This window comes from Thalassotalea agarivorans (assembly GCF_030295955.1).
Taxonomy (GTDB): Bacteria; Pseudomonadota; Gammaproteobacteria; order Enterobacterales; family Alteromonadaceae; genus Thalassotalea_D; species Thalassotalea_D agarivorans.
In genome coordinates this window covers 2962607-2980998 of sequence record NZ_AP027363.1, presented here as the reverse complement: position 1 = coordinate 2980998, position 18392 = coordinate 2962607, and the positions used below count along the sequence as shown (strand labels likewise).

Annotated in this window: 24 protein-coding genes; 15 read left to right on the top strand and 9 right to left on the bottom strand. The window is 42.3% G+C overall.

All coding sequences use genetic code 11. The features are described from left to right. Nucleotides 1–53: 53 nt before the first annotated feature. The gene (gene fusA, locus QUD85_RS13595; RefSeq protein ID WP_093332377.1) at nucleotides 54–2141 is read right to left on the bottom strand and encodes an elongation factor G; all 2088 of its coding nucleotides are present in this window, start codon (nucleotides 2139–2141) and stop codon (nucleotides 54–56) included. Between the two features lie 282 nt (nucleotides 2142–2423). Here fusA and QUD85_RS13590 point away from each other — a divergent pair, with 282 nt between their 5' ends. After that, nucleotides 2424–3020, top strand: a complete 597-nt coding sequence (locus QUD85_RS13590) for a LysE/ArgO family amino acid transporter (RefSeq protein WP_093332375.1) — start codon at nucleotides 2424–2426, stop codon at nucleotides 3018–3020. A gap of 228 nt (nucleotides 3021–3248) precedes the next feature. On the opposite strand, the gene QUD85_RS13585 is transcribed toward QUD85_RS13590, so the two are convergent. After that, nucleotides 3249–3581 carry a hypothetical protein gene (locus QUD85_RS13585; protein WP_143047981.1) on the bottom strand — a complete coding sequence of 111 codons (333 nt, stop codon included), beginning with the start codon at nucleotides 3579–3581 and terminating at the stop codon, nucleotides 3249–3251. Nucleotides 3582–3790: 209 nt separating this feature from the next. On the opposite strand from QUD85_RS13585, the gene rpsJ reads away from it, so the two are divergent. Genes rpsJ through rpsQ form a run of 11 tightly spaced genes read left to right on the top strand, consistent with a single transcriptional unit; the run spans nucleotide 3791 to nucleotide 8744 of the window. After that, nucleotides 3791–4102: a 30S ribosomal protein S10 gene (rpsJ, locus tag QUD85_RS13580; RefSeq protein ID WP_093332363.1), complete on the top strand. Its 312-nt coding sequence runs from the start codon at nucleotides 3791–3793 to the stop codon at nucleotides 4100–4102. Nucleotides 4103–4116: 14 nt separating this feature from the next. Continuing rightward, entirely contained in the window at nucleotides 4117–4755 is a 639-nt protein-coding gene (rplC, locus tag QUD85_RS13575; RefSeq protein ID WP_093332360.1) for a 50S ribosomal protein L3, read from the top strand. An 18-nt stretch (nucleotides 4756–4773) separates the two neighbouring features. Continuing rightward, nucleotides 4774–5379, top strand: coding sequence for a 50S ribosomal protein L4 (gene rplD / locus QUD85_RS13570; protein ID WP_093332358.1), 606 nt, complete (start codon nucleotides 4774–4776; stop codon nucleotides 5377–5379). Next, nucleotides 5376–5678, top strand: a complete 303-nt coding sequence (rplW, locus tag QUD85_RS13565; RefSeq protein ID WP_093332356.1) for a 50S ribosomal protein L23 — start codon at nucleotides 5376–5378, stop codon at nucleotides 5676–5678. The genes rplD and rplW overlap by 4 nt, the downstream gene beginning before the upstream one ends. Nucleotides 5679–5689: 11 nt before the next feature. Continuing rightward, nucleotides 5690–6514, top strand: coding sequence for a 50S ribosomal protein L2 (gene rplB / locus QUD85_RS13560; RefSeq protein WP_093332352.1), 825 nt, complete (start codon nucleotides 5690–5692; stop codon nucleotides 6512–6514). Between the two features lie 37 nt (nucleotides 6515–6551). After that, the gene (rpsS, locus tag QUD85_RS13555) at nucleotides 6552–6830 is read left to right on the top strand and encodes a 30S ribosomal protein S19 (protein WP_093332350.1); all 279 of its coding nucleotides are present in this window, start codon (nucleotides 6552–6554) and stop codon (nucleotides 6828–6830) included. 11 nt (nucleotides 6831–6841) lie between these two features. Next, nucleotides 6842–7174: a 50S ribosomal protein L22 gene (gene rplV / locus QUD85_RS13550; RefSeq protein ID WP_093332347.1), complete on the top strand. Its 333-nt coding sequence runs from the start codon at nucleotides 6842–6844 to the stop codon at nucleotides 7172–7174. Nucleotides 7175–7185: 11 nt separating this feature from the next. After that, nucleotides 7186–7881, top strand: coding sequence for a 30S ribosomal protein S3 (rpsC, locus tag QUD85_RS13545; RefSeq protein WP_093332344.1), 696 nt, complete (start codon nucleotides 7186–7188; stop codon nucleotides 7879–7881). 10 nt (nucleotides 7882–7891) lie between these two features. Next, the gene (gene rplP, locus QUD85_RS13540; RefSeq protein WP_093332341.1) at nucleotides 7892–8305 is read left to right on the top strand and encodes a 50S ribosomal protein L16; all 414 of its coding nucleotides are present in this window, start codon (nucleotides 7892–7894) and stop codon (nucleotides 8303–8305) included. Beyond that, nucleotides 8305–8496 (top strand): 50S ribosomal protein L29, encoded by a 192-nt coding sequence (gene rpmC, locus QUD85_RS13535; protein WP_093332338.1) that lies wholly within the window; start codon nucleotides 8305–8307, stop codon nucleotides 8494–8496. Before rplP ends, rpmC begins: the two co-directional genes overlap by 1 nt. Beyond that, nucleotides 8496–8744: a 30S ribosomal protein S17 gene (gene rpsQ, locus QUD85_RS13530; protein WP_093332336.1), complete on the top strand. Its 249-nt coding sequence runs from the start codon at nucleotides 8496–8498 to the stop codon at nucleotides 8742–8744. The genes rpmC and rpsQ overlap by 1 nt, the downstream gene beginning before the upstream one ends. 67 nt (nucleotides 8745–8811) lie before the next feature. On the opposite strand, the gene QUD85_RS13525 is transcribed toward rpsQ, so the two are convergent. The 6 genes from QUD85_RS13525 to QUD85_RS13500 all read right to left on the bottom strand — a co-directional run bounded on the left by QUD85_RS13525 (nucleotide 8812) and on the right by QUD85_RS13500 (nucleotide 14379). Continuing rightward, the gene (locus QUD85_RS13525; RefSeq protein WP_093332335.1) at nucleotides 8812–9408 is read right to left on the bottom strand and encodes a uracil-DNA glycosylase family protein; all 597 of its coding nucleotides are present in this window, start codon (nucleotides 9406–9408) and stop codon (nucleotides 8812–8814) included. Further along, nucleotides 9389–9814, bottom strand: a complete 426-nt coding sequence (locus tag QUD85_RS13520; RefSeq protein ID WP_093332333.1) for a secondary thiamine-phosphate synthase enzyme YjbQ — start codon at nucleotides 9812–9814, stop codon at nucleotides 9389–9391. The genes QUD85_RS13525 and QUD85_RS13520 overlap by 20 nt, the downstream gene beginning before the upstream one ends. Before the next feature lie 50 nt (nucleotides 9815–9864). Further along, nucleotides 9865–11145: a glutamate-1-semialdehyde 2,1-aminomutase gene (gene hemL, locus QUD85_RS13515; RefSeq protein ID WP_093332389.1), complete on the bottom strand. Its 1281-nt coding sequence runs from the start codon at nucleotides 11143–11145 to the stop codon at nucleotides 9865–9867. A gap of 1 nt (nucleotide 11146) precedes the next feature. After that, nucleotides 11147–12166 carry an aspartate carbamoyltransferase gene (locus tag QUD85_RS13510; RefSeq protein WP_177168943.1) on the bottom strand — a complete coding sequence of 340 codons (1020 nt, stop codon included), beginning with the start codon at nucleotides 12164–12166 and terminating at the stop codon, nucleotides 11147–11149. 131 nt (nucleotides 12167–12297) lie between these two features. Further along, a complete protein-coding gene (hemJ, locus tag QUD85_RS13505; protein WP_093332330.1) occupies nucleotides 12298–12723 on the bottom strand; it encodes a protoporphyrinogen oxidase HemJ in 426 nt (141 codons plus the stop codon). Continuing rightward, the gene (locus tag QUD85_RS13500; RefSeq protein ID WP_093332329.1) at nucleotides 12724–14379 is read right to left on the bottom strand and encodes a chloride channel protein; all 1656 of its coding nucleotides are present in this window, start codon (nucleotides 14377–14379) and stop codon (nucleotides 12724–12726) included. A 70-nt stretch (nucleotides 14380–14449) separates the two neighbouring features. Here QUD85_RS13500 and QUD85_RS13495 point away from each other — a divergent pair, with 70 nt between their 5' ends. After that, the gene (locus QUD85_RS13495) at nucleotides 14450–15178 is read left to right on the top strand and encodes a DUF6776 family protein (protein WP_093332328.1); all 729 of its coding nucleotides are present in this window, start codon (nucleotides 14450–14452) and stop codon (nucleotides 15176–15178) included. Between the two features lie 80 nt (nucleotides 15179–15258). Then, complete coding sequence (gene erpA / locus QUD85_RS13490; RefSeq protein ID WP_093332321.1) at nucleotides 15259–15597, top strand: iron-sulfur cluster insertion protein ErpA; 339 nt, start codon at nucleotides 15259–15261, stop codon at nucleotides 15595–15597. 38 nt (nucleotides 15598–15635) lie between these two features. Here erpA and QUD85_RS13485 read toward each other — a convergent pair whose 3' ends face one another. Beyond that, nucleotides 15636–16658: a DUF484 family protein gene (locus tag QUD85_RS13485; RefSeq protein ID WP_093332316.1), complete on the bottom strand. Its 1023-nt coding sequence runs from the start codon at nucleotides 16656–16658 to the stop codon at nucleotides 15636–15638. Between the two features lie 327 nt (nucleotides 16659–16985). Between QUD85_RS13485 and QUD85_RS13480 the strand changes: the two genes are divergently transcribed. Further along, on the top strand, nucleotides 16986–18029 hold the full coding sequence (locus QUD85_RS13480; RefSeq protein ID WP_286219531.1) for an IS110 family RNA-guided transposase: 1044 nt from the start codon (nucleotides 16986–16988) through the stop codon (nucleotides 18027–18029). The last annotated feature ends 363 nt before the right edge of the window (nucleotides 18030–18392 follow it).

The window sequence follows — 18392 nt, the reverse complement described above, 5'->3', positions numbered from 1 at the left end:
ATAGATCAGCATTGCGCTATTGCGGGGCTTTTTTAATCTAGCAAAATGCTACATTATTTCTTTTCGTTACGTGCTTTAACTTCAGCAATAACTTCTTCAGCAACATTGTTTGGTGCTGCAGCGTAGTGGCTGAATTCCATAGAGAATTGACCACGACCTGAAGTGATAGTACGTAAGTGACCGATGTAACCAAACATTTCTGATAATGGTACGTCTGCTTTGATGCGAACGCCAGTGTTACCAGCTTCTTGGTCTTTGATCATACCACGACGACGGTTAAGGTCACCGATTACGTCACCAACGTTGTCTTCTGGTGTGAACACGTCAACTTTCATTACTGGCTCAAGTAATTGTGCACCAGCTTTTGGCATTGATTGACGGAAAGCGCCTTTCGCTGCGATTTCGAAAGCTACTGCTGACGAGTCAACTGCGTGGTAGCCACCGTCAAATAGTTCAACTTCAACGTCAAGTACTGGGAAGCCAGCAACCGGACCATTTTCCATCATACCCGCGAAACCTTTTTCGATCGCTGGGAAGAATTCTTTTGGTACGTTACCACCAACAACTGTTGATGTGAACTTGAAGCCTGAGTTTGGCTCACCTGGCTTGATGCGGTAATCGATCTTACCGAATTGACCAGAACCACCAGATTGTTTCTTATGCGTGTAAGAATCTTCAATCTCTTGCGTGATTGTTTCACGGTATGCTACTTGTGGCTTACCTACTTCTAATTCAACACCGTAAGTACGCTTAAGGATGTCTACTTTGATATCTAAGTGAAGTTCACCCATACCTTTAAGGATTGTTTCACCTGAATCTTCGTCAGTTTCAACTTGGAACGTTGGATCTTCAGCAACCATCTTACCGATAGCGATACCCATCTTCTCTGCACCGCCTTTCTCTTTAGGAGAAACAGCGATTGAGATTACTGGCTCTGGGAATACCATTGCTTCAAGTGTACAAGGTTGCTTAACATCACATAATGTGTGACCAGTTTGAACGTTCTTCATACCAACGATAGCTAGGATGTCACCTGCTTGCGCTTCAGTTAGTTCAGTACGGTCTTCTGCTTGCATCTCAACCATACGGCCGATACGTTCAGTTTTACCTGTGAAAGAGTTAAGTACTGTGTCACCTTTCTTAAGACGACCTGAATATATACGTACGAACGTAAGAGCACCGAAACGGTCATCCATAATTTTGAATGCTAATGCACGGAAAGGCTCTTCAGCGTCAACGATAGCGAATTCACCAGTAGGCTCACCTTCTTCGTCAGTTAGTGGCTGTGGTGGAACTTCAGTTGGAGACGGTAAGTAATCAACAACAGCGTCAAGAAGAAGTTGCATACCTTTGTTCTTGAATGCAGAACCACAGTATGTAGGGAAGAATAACAATTCGTTAGTACCTTTACGGATACACGCTTTGATTTGCTCTTCTGTTGGGTCTAATTCACCTTCAAGGTATTCCATTAGTAAATCTTCGTCCGCTTCTAAAGCAGTTTCGATCATTTCTTCACGGTATGCCGCTGCATCATCTACCATGTCTGCAGGGATATCTTGAATTTCATAGTTCTCAGGCTGACCTGAATCATCCCAGATGTATGCTTTTTGAGATAATACGTCTACTACACCTTTGAAGCCATCTTCTTCACCGATTGGTAAAGTCATTACCAAAGGACGTGCGCCAAGTACGTTTTGTACTTGATCTTTAACGCGGAAGAAGTTTGCACCTAAACGGTCTAACTTGTTTACGAAGATAAGACGTGCAACTTTTGATTCGTTAGCGTAACGCCAGTTCGTTTCTGATTGCGGCTCAACACCACCTGAACCACAGAATACACCAATACCACCGTCTAGTACTTTTAATGAACGGTAAACTTCAACAGTGAAGTCAACGTGACCAGGAGTGTCGATTACGTTAAAACGGTGCTTTTTCCATTCACAAGTAACAGCAGCAGACTGGATTGTAATACCACGCTCAGCTTCCTGTTCCATGAAGTCAGTAGTTGACTCACCATCATGTACTTCACCAATCTTGTGGATCATACCTGTAAGTTTCAGAATTCGTTCAGTTGTTGTGGTCTTACCCGCATCAACGTGAGCGAAAATACCAATGTTTCTGTATTTGCTTAAATCTGCCATTGTTCTGCTCTATTTAATATAAAAATTGGGTTTAGTGTATAAAAACCGCGCGAGTATACCAGAAGATCTAACAAAGCTACATAGTTTGATGCAAAAATTGTTGTAATAGATCGGTAAACGTTACTTTTGTTTATATATATGCAGCATATATGCAGCAGTAACTTTTTGTGGCCTTGTTGGCATTGAAAGCATCATGGTTGTTAATTCGCGCTAGCACTCTTTGACAAAATCCGCTCTAATAACGCTTCATTGTCTAGCAACAAATCACAGGATACTTTTTATATGTCAACGTATTTGGCTGGATTTACGCTAGGCCTATCGCTGATTTTACCTATTGGTGCTCAAAACGCATTTGTTTTAAAGCAAGGCCTCAAAAATCATTTTGTTTTTATCGTTTGTGCGGTATGTGCAATATCTGACGCAATACTCATATCCTTAGGTGTTGCTGGCTTTGGCGCGATTGTGAAACAGGTGCCAGAAATAGAAACCTTTGCACGATATGGCGGAGCATTATTTTTAGGATGTTATGCGTTGTTAAGCTTTCGTAGTGCGCTAACAACAGACCATGCCCTAAAAGCAAAAGCCGATACCAATGCGGGTCTTTGGCAAACTGTATTGATGTGTTTGGCGTTTACTTGGTTAAACCCTCATGTTTATCTAGATACTGTGGTTTTGTTGGGATCTATTTCAACACAATATGCACCTGCGCAATTGGTGTTTGGCGCTGGTGCTATTACCTCCTCTTTTGTGTTCTTTTTCTCTCTTGGCTTTGGTGCAAGATTCTTAGCACCAATCTTTGAAAAACCGCTGTCATGGAAGGTGTTAGAAATTGCTATCGGCATTATTATGTCAGTTATCGCGATTTCACTTATTTGGTAAAAATGCAGACTTAATAAGAAAGTAGGCTCTTCTTATATATAGTGGGATGACGGAGTTATTGACTAAATGCTGCTGGCTTCGAGCTACGGGCTCCGTGAAAAGCTCCCAAGTAAACGTCATCCCGGACTTGATCCGGGATCTCTACTATTAATGAAAGAAGAAATGGTGTTTGGCACCAATAGCAATCTTATATGTTAAACGCACAATTAACCCCATGGAGGTCCCGTGTTAAAGCATCACGGGATGACGGTAGAAAATATTTGCCATAAGCTTTAAATGAAACAATTTGCACCATGCACCATGCACCATGCACCATGCACCATGCACCATGCACCATGCCCCTTGCCCCTTCAGCGCAGCGCATATTCGTCTAGCGATAAGAGCTAAGATTTTTTCGTCCCTCGTCCCCAGCTGCTTGCTGCGTGTCCCTTGTTCCCTTTCACTGCTGTTACGCGTCCATGCTTTCGCAGTATTAGTAAGACCATTTACGTCTGCAACGCGACCCAGTAAGTCACGCCCCTCTTTGCGCAGCGATAAAGCAACCATAAATAACTGTTGCATTTATGTGCAGTTTACGTATAATACGCGTCCGCACTTAGGTAAGCTTAAGTGTGATTATGTCGCTAAGCCACAGTTTTACTGAGGTAAAGCGCAATTACAGCAACCCCGATTTGGGGTTGAATGTTACAAGCGGTACTCCCCCCTTTCTCAAAAAGAAAGGTGATGGGCTGTACTTTGTTCGTTCTTTTTTTATTAGGGGATTTGATTCCATGTCAAATCAAAGAATTCGCATTCGTTTGAAAGCGTTCGATCATCGTTTGATTGATCAATCTACAGCTGAAATCGTTGACACTGCTAAGCGTACAGGTGCTCAGGTTCGTGGTCCTATTCCACTTCCTACACGTAAAGAGCGTTTCACAGTATTGATTTCTCCACACGTTAACAAAGACGCGCGTGACCAGTACGAAATCCGTACTCACAAGCGTTTAATTGATATCGTTGAACCTACTGATAAGACTGTTGACGCACTTATGCGTTTAGACTTAGCAGCTGGCGTTGACGTACAAATCAGCTTGGGTTAATAAGGAGTTTTAACATGACTATAGGTCTAGTTGGACGTAAAGTTGGTATGACTCGTATCTTCACTGAAGATGGCGTTTCTACTCCTGTAACTGTCCTAGAAGTTGAAGCAAACCGTGTTGCTCAGGTTAAAACTGTAGACAACGATGGTTACTCAGCAGTACAAGTAACTACTGGTACTAAGAAAGCAAACCGTGTAAGCAAGCCAGCAGCTGGTCACTTCGCAAAAGCAGGTATCGAAGCAGGTCGTGGTTTATGGGAATTTCGTCTTACTGAAGGCGAAGGTGCTGAATTAGCAGCAGGTAGCGAAATCACTGTTGAACTATTCAACGAAACAAAATTAGTAGATGTTACTGGTACGTCTAAAGGTAAAGGTTTCCAAGGTGGCGTTAAGCGTTGGAACTTTAGCATGCAAGACGCTACTCACGGTAACTCTATCTCTCACCGTTCAAATGGTTCAATCGGTCAGTGTCAAACACCAGGCCGTGTATTTAAAGGCAAGAAAATGTCTGGCCATATGGGTGCTGCGAAAGTTACAACGCAAAACCTTGAACTTGTTCGCGTAGACGCTGAGCGCAATCTGCTTCTTATTAAAGGTGCAGTACCTGGCGCAATCAACGGCAACGTGATCGTTAAGCCGGCTGTTAAAGCCTAACGTCTGAGGAGAATTTTGATGGAATTAGCATTAAAAGACGCGTCAGGCGCTCTTGAAGTTTCTGAAGCAACATTCGGACGTGAGTTTAATGAAGCATTAGTACACCAAGTAGTAGTTGCATATGCAGCTGGTGCTCGTCAAGGTACACGTGCTCAAAAGACTCGTTCTGAAGTTAGCGGCGGTGGCAAGAAGCCATGGCGTCAAAAAGGTACTGGCCGTGCACGTGCTGGTACAACTCGTGGTCCAATCTGGCGTACTGGTGGCGTAACATTCGCTGCTAAGCCACAAGATCACAGCCAAAAAGTTAACCGTAAAATGTACCGTGGTGCTATTAAGAGCATCCTTTCTGAATTAGTTCGTCAGGATCGTTTAGTAGTAGTTAACGAATTTGCGGTTGAAACGCCAAAGACAAAAGAATTAGTAGCTAAGTTAAAAGGTCTTGAGTTAAAAGACGTTTTAATCGTAACTGGTGAAGTTACTGAAAACTTATTCTTATCTGCACGTAACTTATACAAAGTTGACGCTGTAGACGTACAAGCTATCGATCCAGTTAGCTTAGTTGGCTTTGAGAAAGTTTTAATGACTGCAGACGCAGTTAAGCAAGTTGAGGAGATGTTCGCATGATAAACGAAGAACGTTTACTGAAGGTGCTATTAGCACCAAACATTTCTGAAAAAGCAACTTTATCTGCTGAAGCAAACAACACTGTTGTTTTCAAAGTAGCTACTGATGCTAGCAAAGCTGAAATTAAAGCAGCTGTTGAGAAACTATTCGAAGTTAAAGTTGAAGGTGTTCGTACACTTAACGTTAAGGGTAAGGCTAAGCGCACTGGTATGCGTATGGGCCGTCGTAGCGATTGGAAGAAAGCTTACGTAACTCTTGCTGAAGGTAGCGACATCGACTTCGTTGGCGCAGAAGCATAGGAGACGTAGTAATGGCTATTGTAAAATGTAAACCAACTTCTCCGGGTCGCCGCCATGTTGTTAAAGTGGTTAACCCTGATCTACACAAAGGTAAGCCTTACGCTCCTCTTTTAGAGAAAAACTCTAAATCTGGTGGTCGTAACAATACTGGTCGTATTACAGTTCGTCACGTTGGTGGTGGTCACAAGCATCATTACCGTATCGTTGACTTCAAACGTACTAAAGACGGTATTCCTGCAACTGTAGAGCGTTTGGAATATGATCCAAACCGTAGCGCAAACATTGCGTTAGTACTTTATGCAGACGGCGAGCGTCGTTATATCCTTGCTCCTAAAGGTTTAAGAGCGGGTGATGCTGTTCAGTCTGGTGCTGATGCGCCAATCAAGACTGGTAACACATTACCACTACGCAACATGCCTCTAGGTAGTGTTATTCACGCAATCGAGTTAAAGCCTGGTAAAGGTGCACAAATCGCTCGTGCTGCTGGTACTTACGCACAATTAGTTGCGAAAGACGGCGCATACGTAACATTACGTCTTCGCTCTGGCGAAATGCGTAAAGTTGAAGCGGAATGTCGTGCAACTTTAGGTGAAATCGGTAACGCTGAGCACATGCTTCGCTCTCTAGGTAAAGCTGGTGCTAACCGTTGGCGCGGTGTCCGCCCAACTGTTCGTGGTGTTGCTATGAACCCGGTTGATCACCCACACGGTGGTGGTGAAGGTAAAACTTCTGGAGGCCGTCATCCGGTATCTCCTTGGGGTGTACCTACTAAGGGTTACAAAACTCGTAAGAACAAGCGTACTGATAAGTTCATCGTACGTCGTCGTACTAAGTAATTAGTACTTTATTTAAATTAATTAAAGAGGAATTGCCATGCCACGTTCTCTCAAGAAAGGTCCTTTTATTGACCTACACTTGTTGACGAAGGTAGAGAAAGCAGTAGAAAGCGGGAATAAAAAGCCAATTAAGACTTGGTCTCGTCGTTCAATGATCATTCCTACAATGATCGGATTGACTATTGCTGTCCATAATGGTCGCCAACACGTTCCTGTATTTGTTACTGAAGAAATGATCGGTCACAAATTGGGTGAATTTGCACCAACTCGTACTTATCGCGGCCACGCTGCTGATAAGAAAGCGAAGAAGAAATAAGGGGAAATTAAATGGAAGCTGTAGCTAAACATAAATTTGCCCGCGGTTCTGCTCAAAAAGCACGTTTAGTAGTAGATCAAATCCGTGGTCTTCACGTTGAGAAAGCTTTGGAAATCTTAGAATACAGCAACAAATCAGCTGCTGTTTTAGTTAAGAAAGTACTTAACTCAGCGATTGCTAACGCAGAGCACAACGAAGGTGCAGACATTGATGAACTATTCGTAAAAACTATCATGGTTGACGATGGTCCAACAATGAAACGTATTAAGCCTCGCGCGAAAGGTCGTGCGGATCGTATCCTTAAACGTACTAGCCACATCACTGTGGTTGTTGCTGATAGCTAGGAGATATTAGAATGGGTCAAAAAGTCCATCCAAATGGTATTCGCTTAGGTATCACAAAGCCTTACGCGTCTACTTGGTATGCAAGTAGCAACGAGTTTGCAGATAACCTTCACGGCGATCACTTAGTTCGTGAATACTTAACTGAAAAGCTTAAGCGTGCATCATTATCAAAAATCGTGATTGAGCGTCCAGCTAAATCTATCCGTGTAACTATTCACACAGCTCGTCCTGGTGTTGTTATCGGTAAGAAAGGTGAAGACGTAGAGAAGTTACGTGTACAAGTATCTAAAATTGCAGGTGTTCCTGCTCAGATCAACATTGCTGAAGTTCGTAAGCCAGAAATGGATGCGCAGCTTGTTGCTGACAGCATTGCTAGCCAATTAGAGCGTCGTGTTATGTTCCGTCGCGCTATGAAGCGTGCAGTACAAAACGCTATGCGTTTAGGTGCTAAAGGTATCAAAGTAGAAGTTAGCGGTCGTTTAGGCGGCGCTGATATCGCGCGTAGCGAATGGTATCGTGAAGGTCGTGTACCTCTACATACATTACGTGCAGATATCGATTACGCAATCGCGCGTGCTGACACTACTTATGGTGTTATCGGTATTAAAGTGTGGATCTTCAAAGGCGAAGTTATCGGCGGTGTACCTGCTCAGGTAGAAGCACCAGCTCCTAAGCCTAAGAAAAGAAACGCGCGCAAAAGCAAATAGGAGTTAAGTTATGTTACAACCAAAACGTACCAAATTCCGTAAGCAGTTCAAATTGCGCAACCGTGGTCTTTCACACACTGGTAGCTCAGTTAGCTTCGGTACTTTCGGGTTAAAATCAGTTGAACGTGGTCGTATGACTGCGCGTCAAATTGAGGCAGCTCGTCGTGCTATGACTCGTCACGTTAAACGTCAAGGTAAGATCTGGATTCGTGTATTCCCAGACAAGCCAATTACCAAGAAGCCATTAGAAGTTCGTATGGGTAAAGGTAAAGGTTCTGTTGAATATTGGGTTTGTCAAATTCAGCCAGGTCGTGTTCTTTATGAAATGGAAGGTGTATCTGAAGAATTAGCACGCGAAGCATTTGCTTTAGCAGCTGCTAAATTACCATTCAAAACAACTTTCGTAACTCGTAAGGTGATGTAATGAAAGCTAGCGAACTTAAAGAAAAAAGCATTGAAGAGTTAAATGCAGAACTACTTAACTTGCTACGCGAGCAGTTTAACTACCGCATGCAAGCAAGCACAGGTCAGTTAGCACAAACTCACTTGTTGAAAGAAGTACGTCGCAATATTGCACGTGTTAAGACTATCCTAACTGAGAAGGCAGGTAAGTAATGAGCGAAAAAATTCGTACACTACAAGGTCGCGTAATCAGTGACAAAATGGACAAGTCTATCACTGTTCTGATTGAGCGTCGTGTTAAGCACCCTATCTACGGTAAATTCATTACGCGTTCAACTAAGTTGAAAGCACATGATGAAACTAACCAATGTGCAATGGGTGATGTAGTAACTATTCGTGAATGTGCACCAATTTCTAAGAGCAAATCTTGGACATTAGTGGACGTTGTTGAAAAAGCTTAATTGCTGATTTAACAGATTAGTTCAAATAAAAAACCCGCCATTTGGCGGGTTTTTTTATACCTATAAATTATCTTGCCAGTGCTGTTTGTATGCGCTGTTGTAGTTGTTCAACATGGCATTGCTCAAACCAAGCATTGCGCTTTAGCCAAATGTTGTTTCTAGGACTTGGGTGAGGCAAAACAAACGTAGTGCCCGTCTTATATTCATTTTGTTTAATGCTATCGGTTAAAGATATGCCCTTTCTATGGGGCAGATGCCAAGTATGAGCGTACTGGCCAAGTACAAGGATTAACTCGATTTTTGTTAAGCTATTTAGCACCTGTTCTCGCCACGTATTTGCACACCGTTTTTCTGGAGGCAAATCGCCACTTTCTCCCTTACCTGGGTAGCAAAACCCCATGGGTAAGATAGCGAAGATGTTTTCGTTGTAAAAGGTCGCTTGATCTACACCAAGCCATTGTTGAAGGCGTTTCCCACTCGCGTCGTTAAACGGTATGCCACTGTTGTGGGCCTTTATGCCCGGCGCTTGACCGGCAATAAGAATACGTGCATTTTGATTAAGTTGAACGATGGGTTTAGCTTCAAGCGGCAATGCGCTTTGACATAAGGTGCAAGCCCTTATTTTCGATACTAGTCCAACAAAACTAGCTGTTTGATTGGCCATTAATCGTTGCTACCAGTGTACGGCTACCACCATAATCCCTATGCTCGCCCAAATACACACCTTGCCATGTGCCTAAGTTAAGTCTGCCATTACTAATCGGGATAGACACGCTACTGCCTAATGTCGACGCTTTAATATGAGCAGGCATATCGTCGGGCCCCTCATAGGTATGCTGATAGTAACGCGCATTTTCAGGCACGAAGTGATTAAAGTGAGCTTCCATATCTGTACGCACTGTCGGATCGGCATTCTCATTGATGGTTAAGGACGCGGAAGAGTGCTTAATGAACAAATGCAATACACCAACGGCAATATTCGACAGATCAAGCTGTCGCTCTATCTCCTGGGTTATCAGGTGAAAGCCTCGCGATCTAGCTGATAACTTTAACTCTTGTTGATGCCACATAAATGTCTCTTTCTCTATAAAAAATGGGAGCCTAAGCTCCCTTTTTACATTTACAATTTTGCGAAACAGCGATCGACTGCATCGAGCGTTTGTGCAATAAGTTCGTCACTGTGCGCTGCTGATAAAAAGCTCGCTTCATAAGATGCGGGCGCCATATAAACACCTTCTTCCAACATCATATGATAGAAACGGTTAAACTGATCTTGATTACAGTTAATCGCTTGTTGGTAAGTGGTTACTTTTTCTATGTCGGTAAAGAAAAAGCCAAACATAGCGCCGACATAATTCACTGTCATTGGAATGTTATGTTTGTCTGCCAATGCTTTTATGCCCAGTGCAAGCGTTTCAGTTTTAGCGGCAAGTTCGTCGTGGAAATTGCCTTTTTCGATCTCTGTAAGCGCAGCTAAACCTGCGGCCATCGCAATTGGATTACCCGACAGTGTGCCTGCTTGATAAACAGGTCCAACAGGCGCGATGTAATCCATTATTTCAGCCTTACCACCAAAAGCGCCGACTGGCATACCGCCACCAATGACTTTGCCCAATGTGGTTAAATCAGGGGTAATATTATAATGCTGCTGTGCGCCGCCTAACGACACGCGAAAACCCGTCATAACTTCATCAAAAATAAGTACACTACCGTACTCAGTGCAGACGTCGCGAAGACCTTCTAAAAAGCCTTCGACTGGCGGAATACAATTCATGTTACCAGCGACAGGCTCTACAATAATACAAGCGATCTGGTCGCCTAATTCAGCAAATACTTGTTTTACTTCATCTAGATTATTGTATTCAAGCGTAAGTGTATGCTTAGCAAAATCTTCTGGAATACCCGGTGAGCTAGGCACGCCCAGCGTTAATGCGCCAGATCCTGCTTTTACTAGTAATGAATCTGCATGGCCGTGATAACAACCTTCAAACTTAACGATTTTATCTCTGTTGGTATAACCGCGAGCAAGTCGGATTGCACTCATCGTTGCTTCAGTCCCTGAACTTACCATACGTAGCTTTTCCATCGACGGTACGATAGCTTTAACTTTTTCAGCCATGGTGATTTCTAGTTCAGTTGGTGCACCAAAACTTAAACCATTTTGTGCCGTCTCAACAACAGCATTTAATATTGCAGGGTGGTTATGGCCTAAAATCATTGGCCCCCAGGAACCGACATAATCAATATAAGCTTTGTCGTCTGCGTCGTAAATAAACGCACCTTCAGCTTTCTTAATAAAACGAGGAGTACCACCTACTGCTTTGAAAGCTCGTACAGGTGAATTTACGCCACCAGGAATAATATCCTTGGCATGTTCAAAAAGTTGTTGTGAACGCGTCATACTAAAAATTTGTACCTTTGTTTGAAACCCACGAAACGGGCTTTTCATATTGTGTCAGTTTATCTTCAACACCCAGTGTCAGTGCGAAAAGTGCCATTCTTACTAGCACACCATTTTGCGCTTGTCTGAAAATAGCGAGATTCTCTAGGTCGTTTAGATCGGTATCAAGTTCATTGGCTTCCGGGCGTGAATCGCGCGGCAGTGGATGCATAATAACCGTGTGGTCTTTGCAATATTGTTGATACACGTCTTTATTTAAACTGAAATGGCCACGATAAAGATCAGCTTCAGCAGGAGAAGCGAAGCGTTCCTGTTGAATCCGTGTTTGATAAATGACATCACACGCTAAATTTTCATCAATTTGATTAGCAATAACTATTTCATGCCCTGCATCACTCAGTGTAGAAACAACGCTGTCCGGCATTTGTAATGCGTCAGGTGAGATCATTGTAACTTTTACTTTTTCGTAAAGGCTTAACAATTTAGACAATGAATGCACGGTGCGGCCATGTTTTAGGTCGCCCATTAACACAATATTTAAGCCATCAAGGCCTTTGTCAAAGCGCTTCATTTCTGATTGGATAGTAAATAAATCAAGTAGCGCTTGCGTGGGATGTTCATTAGCACCATCGCCACCATTAATTACAGGGACGCTGCTGCCTTCGGCAAATTCACTAACAGAGTGCATCGTAGGGTGACGCATAGCAATAACATCTGAATAGCCACTTAGCACCTGAGCGGTATCATAAAGTGACTCACCTTTGGTTAATGAAGAGCTTTCTAATCCGACAGTTTCTCGCACGAAACCGCCTAATAAATTAAACGCAGTACCAAAACTTACGCGAGTACGGGTGCTTGGTTCAAAAAACAAATTGTTTAGGATTGCACCGTCTAGAACATGGCAGCGTTTTTGTCTTGCTGCGTAAGGTGCCATTTTTGCAGAAACATCGAGAATGCGAGTGATTGATTCTCGATCAAATTGCGAAACGGAAAGTATATGACTTCCCTGAAACTTCATCATATGCGTGTCCTAACAGGATAAACCTTAAGAATCATCAGCTAGTAATAGCTTAGTTTTGCCGCAGAATATAGCATAATTCCGCTCTAGATAACAGTGTATCAAGCGCCTTGTCAGGCGCTTACGCTAGCGCGTTAAGGTTTGATATAAACCAGTATGATAACGGCAAAAAGAATCAGCACAGGCACTTCGTTAAATACACGATACCAACGACCACTGCGCGTGTTTTTGTCCTGCTTAAAATCACTCACCAATTTGAAACAATAAAGATGATAAAGCACCAGAATAGCAACCAATGTAATCTTTATATGTAACCATGTGGCTTGTACAAACCATGCCCAACTGTACTGGTAGCAAAGCGCGATACCCAATACGATGACAAAAATTGGAAAGGGTGTAATGAAATACAGTAAGCGTTTTTCCATCACTTTTAACTGCTCACTGACTTCTTTTGAGGTGGTTTCAGCGTGATTAACAAATAGACGGGGGAGATAAAAAATACCAGCAAACCAAGTAACCACAAAAATTACGTGAAATGCTTTTAACCATAGTAATGTCATTTAACTCAGTTTTCCTTGCAATAAATATTGCCTTATTTGTTCAAAGGTAACGATACCTAGAAACTCTTCTACATTATCTTGATATATTAACACACCGCCGCTGCGATGCCTTGATGTTAATTGATAAGCCTCCGCTAACGTTACCTTGCTCGAAAGCGGATAAAGAGGCGTGCCGGTCAGTTTGTTGTCAATCTTACTTAACAATTGATAATGGGTTTGCTCTTCTTCTACTTTGATCACAATGAGTTCGTCATTTTCATCATTAAAGTGTTCAATTATGGCTTCCTTTTCTTCACTTTTGATCATTTTGAATGTGCGTTGCATGACCGCAAGTACGCCAATTTTTTGTAAAGACGACTCGATAGGCGTTTGCCTATACGTTAAACCTTGAATATCAAGCTGCATGGTAAACAGCGAACGATTTTTAAAGAATTGGCCGGCAGATAAACATGAAGAGGTAATGACAATCATGGCGGGCACGATTAAGTCAATTTGATGGGATAGTTCTGTAACCGCCATCAAGGCCGCCAGCGGCGCATTTAACGTGGCAGCCATAAATCCAGCCATACCCATCAGGGCAAAGTCACTGGTAATTTGATTGCTCGGGAAATAGTTACTTAGTAGCACAGCAGCACATAGCCCAGCGATTGCACCAATGGAAATAATAGGACCAACAACGCCACCGGGAATACCAAGACCGATGGCCACAATCGTCATCAGCAACTTCGCTAGTAGTAAGGTAAACAACAATTGCATTGGCCATTGCGATGCGGAGCTGAAGTCGGTAATCAAAGAATTACTCATCGCATGTGGCGCGATATAACCTAAAGCGCTAGTTAGTACTGCTGCAATTAATAAACGTTTGGTCACCGACAAACGTGCTGACATCTTAATTAGGCGGGTTAAATAATGATTAAACAAGAACGCTAAAACACCTAAACAGAGCCCCAATAACACTAAGTAGGGGTAGTGCGTTACGGTGAGCGAAAAATCTTTAAAAAAGGAGAGTTCATAGTTCAACCCATGGATGCCTTGAGTAATCATGGCGCCAATGATGGAAGCGAGCATAATAGGAATGAACATGTACACCTTGTATTCACGCAGAATAACTTCCATAACAAAAATTACCGCTGCAACAGGGGTATTAAAACTCGCAGAAATACCGGCGGCAATCCCGCAGGCACACAATGTTCTTACACTGTTAAAGGGCAAAGAAAAGCGCTCACCAATAAAAGAGGCACATGCAGCGCCTAAATGTACGGCGGGTCCTTCTTTACCGACACTAAAGCCAGAGCTTAATGCAACAACCGAACCAAAAAACTGATTGAGCGTATTACGAAATGGTATCATGCCATGTGCAACTTTTAAGCGATGCAGCACGAAAGGAATACCTGTACGCATATATTTGTAGCCAGTAATGCGCGCAAAGGCCAAAATCACCAGCACACCAATGATTGGCACGAGTAACCGAATATTTTCATCAATATCGGTATAATCATTCTCTCGGTGCAGGTACAATAATTGTAGCTTTTCAATACATAAGTTAAATGCGATGATAAGAAAAGCAGAAGCGATACCGACAATTACAGCCAGTAAACACAGTTGCCACGTTGTTTGTGGCAGAGCTAATCGTTGTTTTAGACTATCGAAAGACATGGGCTTATGTTGTTATATTGCCGAATAAATTTACATCACATTACTAGTTAATAATCATAATACTATTTAAATGAATTGGTTAGCAAAAATCGACCTTAATATTATCGTTACCAAACTTGGTCCGTTAAGAAGCGCAATCTTACTTATCGCACTTATTGCTGCGTGTTTGTTTTGTGGTTATCGAGTAGGTAACTTTTATCATGGTTATCAAAATAACTTACTTGCATTGCAAAAGCAGAGACTGCAAAAGCTGCATCAGCAGCAACAAGATCAGCAACGTCATATCCATATTTTAGAGACTGAACTAGAAGTTGAAAGAATGGCCAATCAACGCGCACAAAGCACTTTAAAAGGCGTTGAGAAGGACTATTATCAAACGAAAAAAGAACTCGCTTTTTATGAAAAAGTGATGGCGCCAGAGAAACAAGCCGACGGTCTAGTTATTGATGATTTCAATATTTTCAAAACAGAAAGTTTAAACCATTACCGCTTTCAAACCGTACTCGTGCAACAAGTACTTAAGAAACAATATGCTAAGGGTTATATTGATATTAAGTTGGTGGGCAGTTTGAAAGGTAGACCGGTAACTTATGACGTGGGTGATGTTTCGGAAGTCTCAAAGAAAGATTTGAGTTTTAGTTTCCGTTACTTTCAAATTATTGATGGCGAGTTAACACTACCGAAAGATTTCAAACCTGAAAAAGTGGTTGTAGCCGGTGTTTTAACGCAAAATTCGTGGCAAAAATATCAGCGCATCGACAAACATTACCCTTGGTCTGACTTATTTACAAAATCATAATCGAAATAAAGCGGTCTATACTTGATTAAAATAGTCAAGTTTAAGATAATTCGCGCCTAGAATTTTTAGAGGGTTCATTAATGTCTGACGCATTACCAATTCAATTTACCGATGCAGCCGCTTCAAAAGTGCATACGCTTATCACTGAAGAAGAAAATCCGGCGCTAAAATTACGTGTTTACGTAACTGGCGGTGGTTGTTCTGGTTTCCAATACGGCTTCACCTTTGACGAAAAAGTTAACGAAGGTGATATGACGATTGAGAAAAATGGTGTAACCATGGTTGTAGACCCAATGAGCTTACAATACCTTGTCGGCGGTGAAGTGGATTATGTTGAAGGGCTAGAAGGTAGCCGCTTCTTGGTGAATAATCCAAATGCTGAAACCACCTGTGGCTGTGGCGCCTCATTTTCGATTTAATAAAAAAGCCGGCAATCGCCGGCTTTTTTAATGTCTGCTTAACCCTGAGCCAATCGTTGATGGGCAAGCTTTTTGTAATGATATAGTTGCTCGTCAGCTTCCTTTAGCAATTGATCTACACTCTTTTTAGCATCGCTTGCCGCGGCGCCAGCACTGATAGTAACCGTGAGTTGCTTGTCTTGATAGGGCATTTTTCTCGCAAAGAAATAATCGCTAAGACGTTTCGCAGCAAGTTCAGCTTCTTGATAGTTTTGTCCCGAGAGTAAAACAACAAATTCATCCCCGGCATAGCGGTACACTTTGTCATTTTCACGCACTAGTTCTTTTAAGGTATTGGCCACATAATGCAAAACGGCGTCACCACAATCGTGACCATAGGTGTCATTGATTGGTTTAAACTTGTTTAAGTCGATAAACAGCACTGAAAATGGAATTTTGTAACGCTGGTGGCGCATTAGCTCTTCTTTTAAATCATTTTCCATCAAGCGACGATTACCTACGCCTGTAAGATTGTCATAAAGCGCCATGTATTCGAGCTGTTCTCGTATCAATACGTTGGACAAACACAGGCCTATTTTCACGGCAAGTTGCTCTAGATGAAAAGTACCAAGGCCACTATGAAAGCGTTGTGGGTCATTGGAAATAAACACCAAACTAGCAAACAACTTGTTTTCCATTTTTAGAGGCGTAAGCGCTACAGAGCTCGCTTGCGCTAGTATATTGAGTGGCAAGGTATTACCTAGTTCAGCCAACTGATTTGTTAAAAAGGGCTTGTCGTCATGGTGAAAAGCGTTGAGCTCATAAGACGACACTTTTAATATATGTTGTTGATGCCAGTCAGACGTATTTTCTGCATGGTTGATATAGCTAATGGGCGATGGCTCGACAAGGAGTAAACAAATCCCTTGAAGTTTAAATTTATCTTGAATGGAATCGAGCAAGGTTTTGAGTAATTCGTTGCTTGAACGACAAGCAAGAATTTCTGTCTCAATCGCAAAAAGTTTGCGTGAAATGCTTTCATTTACTCTTGAATTGGCAATCAATTGTTCAAGTTCAGACATCAGTAAACAGCCATAGCAATAGGTTAAAAATATTCTGAAGTGTTAGGTAGTTAAAGTCAAAATATTATTGTTGAACAGGGAGCAAGGAGCAAGGAGCAAGGAGCAAGGCGCAAGGAGCAAGGAACAAAGTACAACTACAATATTTCTTATCAATCTTGCAACACTCTGCAGCAGGGCAATGCTAATGTTGGATAAAATTAGCAACGAAGGAGCACAAGCCAACTGTGTTTTGTCTATTTTAATCGGCTTGATACTTATTGAACCTTCTCCCCGAAGTTTAACCATTGGCTAAACTTCAAGGCGACCAAACCAAAAGGAGAAAGCTCAATGAAATTCTATACTAAATTACACGATTTTTATTGTGGAATCGACTTACACGCCAGAATTCTTTATGTCTGCATTTTGAATAGAGACGGCGAAAAAGTCGTTCACCAAAAAATTAAGGCTGAACAAGCAGCATTAAATCAACTGCTTTCACCGTACTTTGGCAATATCGTTATCGGTGTTGAATGCATGCATTGCTGGTACTGGGTGAGTGATTGGTGCGAACAACAAGGCATTAATTTTGTTCTCGGTCATGCACTTTATATGAAGGCCATTCACGGCGGCAAAGCCAAAAATGACAAAATAGACTCCTATAAAATTGCCAGCTTACTTCGTGGTGGTAATTTCCCATTAGCCTATACCTACCCACAAACCATGCGCTCCACGCGCGATTTACTACGCAGAAGAACCAAGCTCGTCAGGCATGGCGCACAACTTAAAGCGCATATCGTTAATACCAATAGCCAATACAACTACCCAGCACTAGAGTTGCATATGAAAAATCCGTCAGCGCGCGAAGCCTTTCGTCACCGCTTTGACGATGAAGTGGTGCAACGTAATGTGAATTTTGATTTAGCAATACTCGATAGCTACGCCAAAGAGCTAAAGTACCTTGAATACTTTATTGAGCGAAAAGCCAAACAGCATCGACCAGACTATTACGCACAACTTAGAACTATCCCAGGTATAGGCATTATTCTCGCGATGACAATTTTGTATGAAATTGGCGACATCGACAGATTCGAATCTGTACAAAATTTTGCGTCCTATTGCCGCTTAGTCAAATGCAAAGCCGAATCGGCAGGTAAAACCTACGGCACGTCAGGCAATAAAATAGGCAACGGCCATTTAAAGTGGGCATTCAGTGAAGCAGCCGTGTTGTATTTACGTGGAAATGACAAAGCCCGTCGCTACTTGAACAAACTGCAAAAGCGCATGAGCAAAGCAAAAGCCTTATCAGTACTCGCTCATAAAATTGGTCGCTGCGTTTACTACATGCTGAAACATAAAACGGTGTTTGATGATGAACGATTCTTAACGGTTTAAGTCGCACAATGGGGTGAGCTGAACACCTAACTGGATGAGCATGAACAACCTTGCATTATTTGCGATTAAGTATGAAATTGTCATCCCATTGCAGGTAAGTGTTGTCGTTGTATAAGCCTTGTCGGCTTGATTAGACACCCTATTGGTGCGCACTAATAAACAATGAGCAAAATCGTTTACACCTTAGCTGAGCCTGACACTAACTGAACAGGGCTATTAGCCACTGAATCATTCGCTTGAATAGTGCCAACTAAGGTTAACCGATAACTGTCTAGTGCCCCAGCTTAACGAAGGGAATGACAAGGTTGGCAGTGATGAGATCACACTAAGAGAGCCTCAATATGTGTTTGCCGTAAATGATTT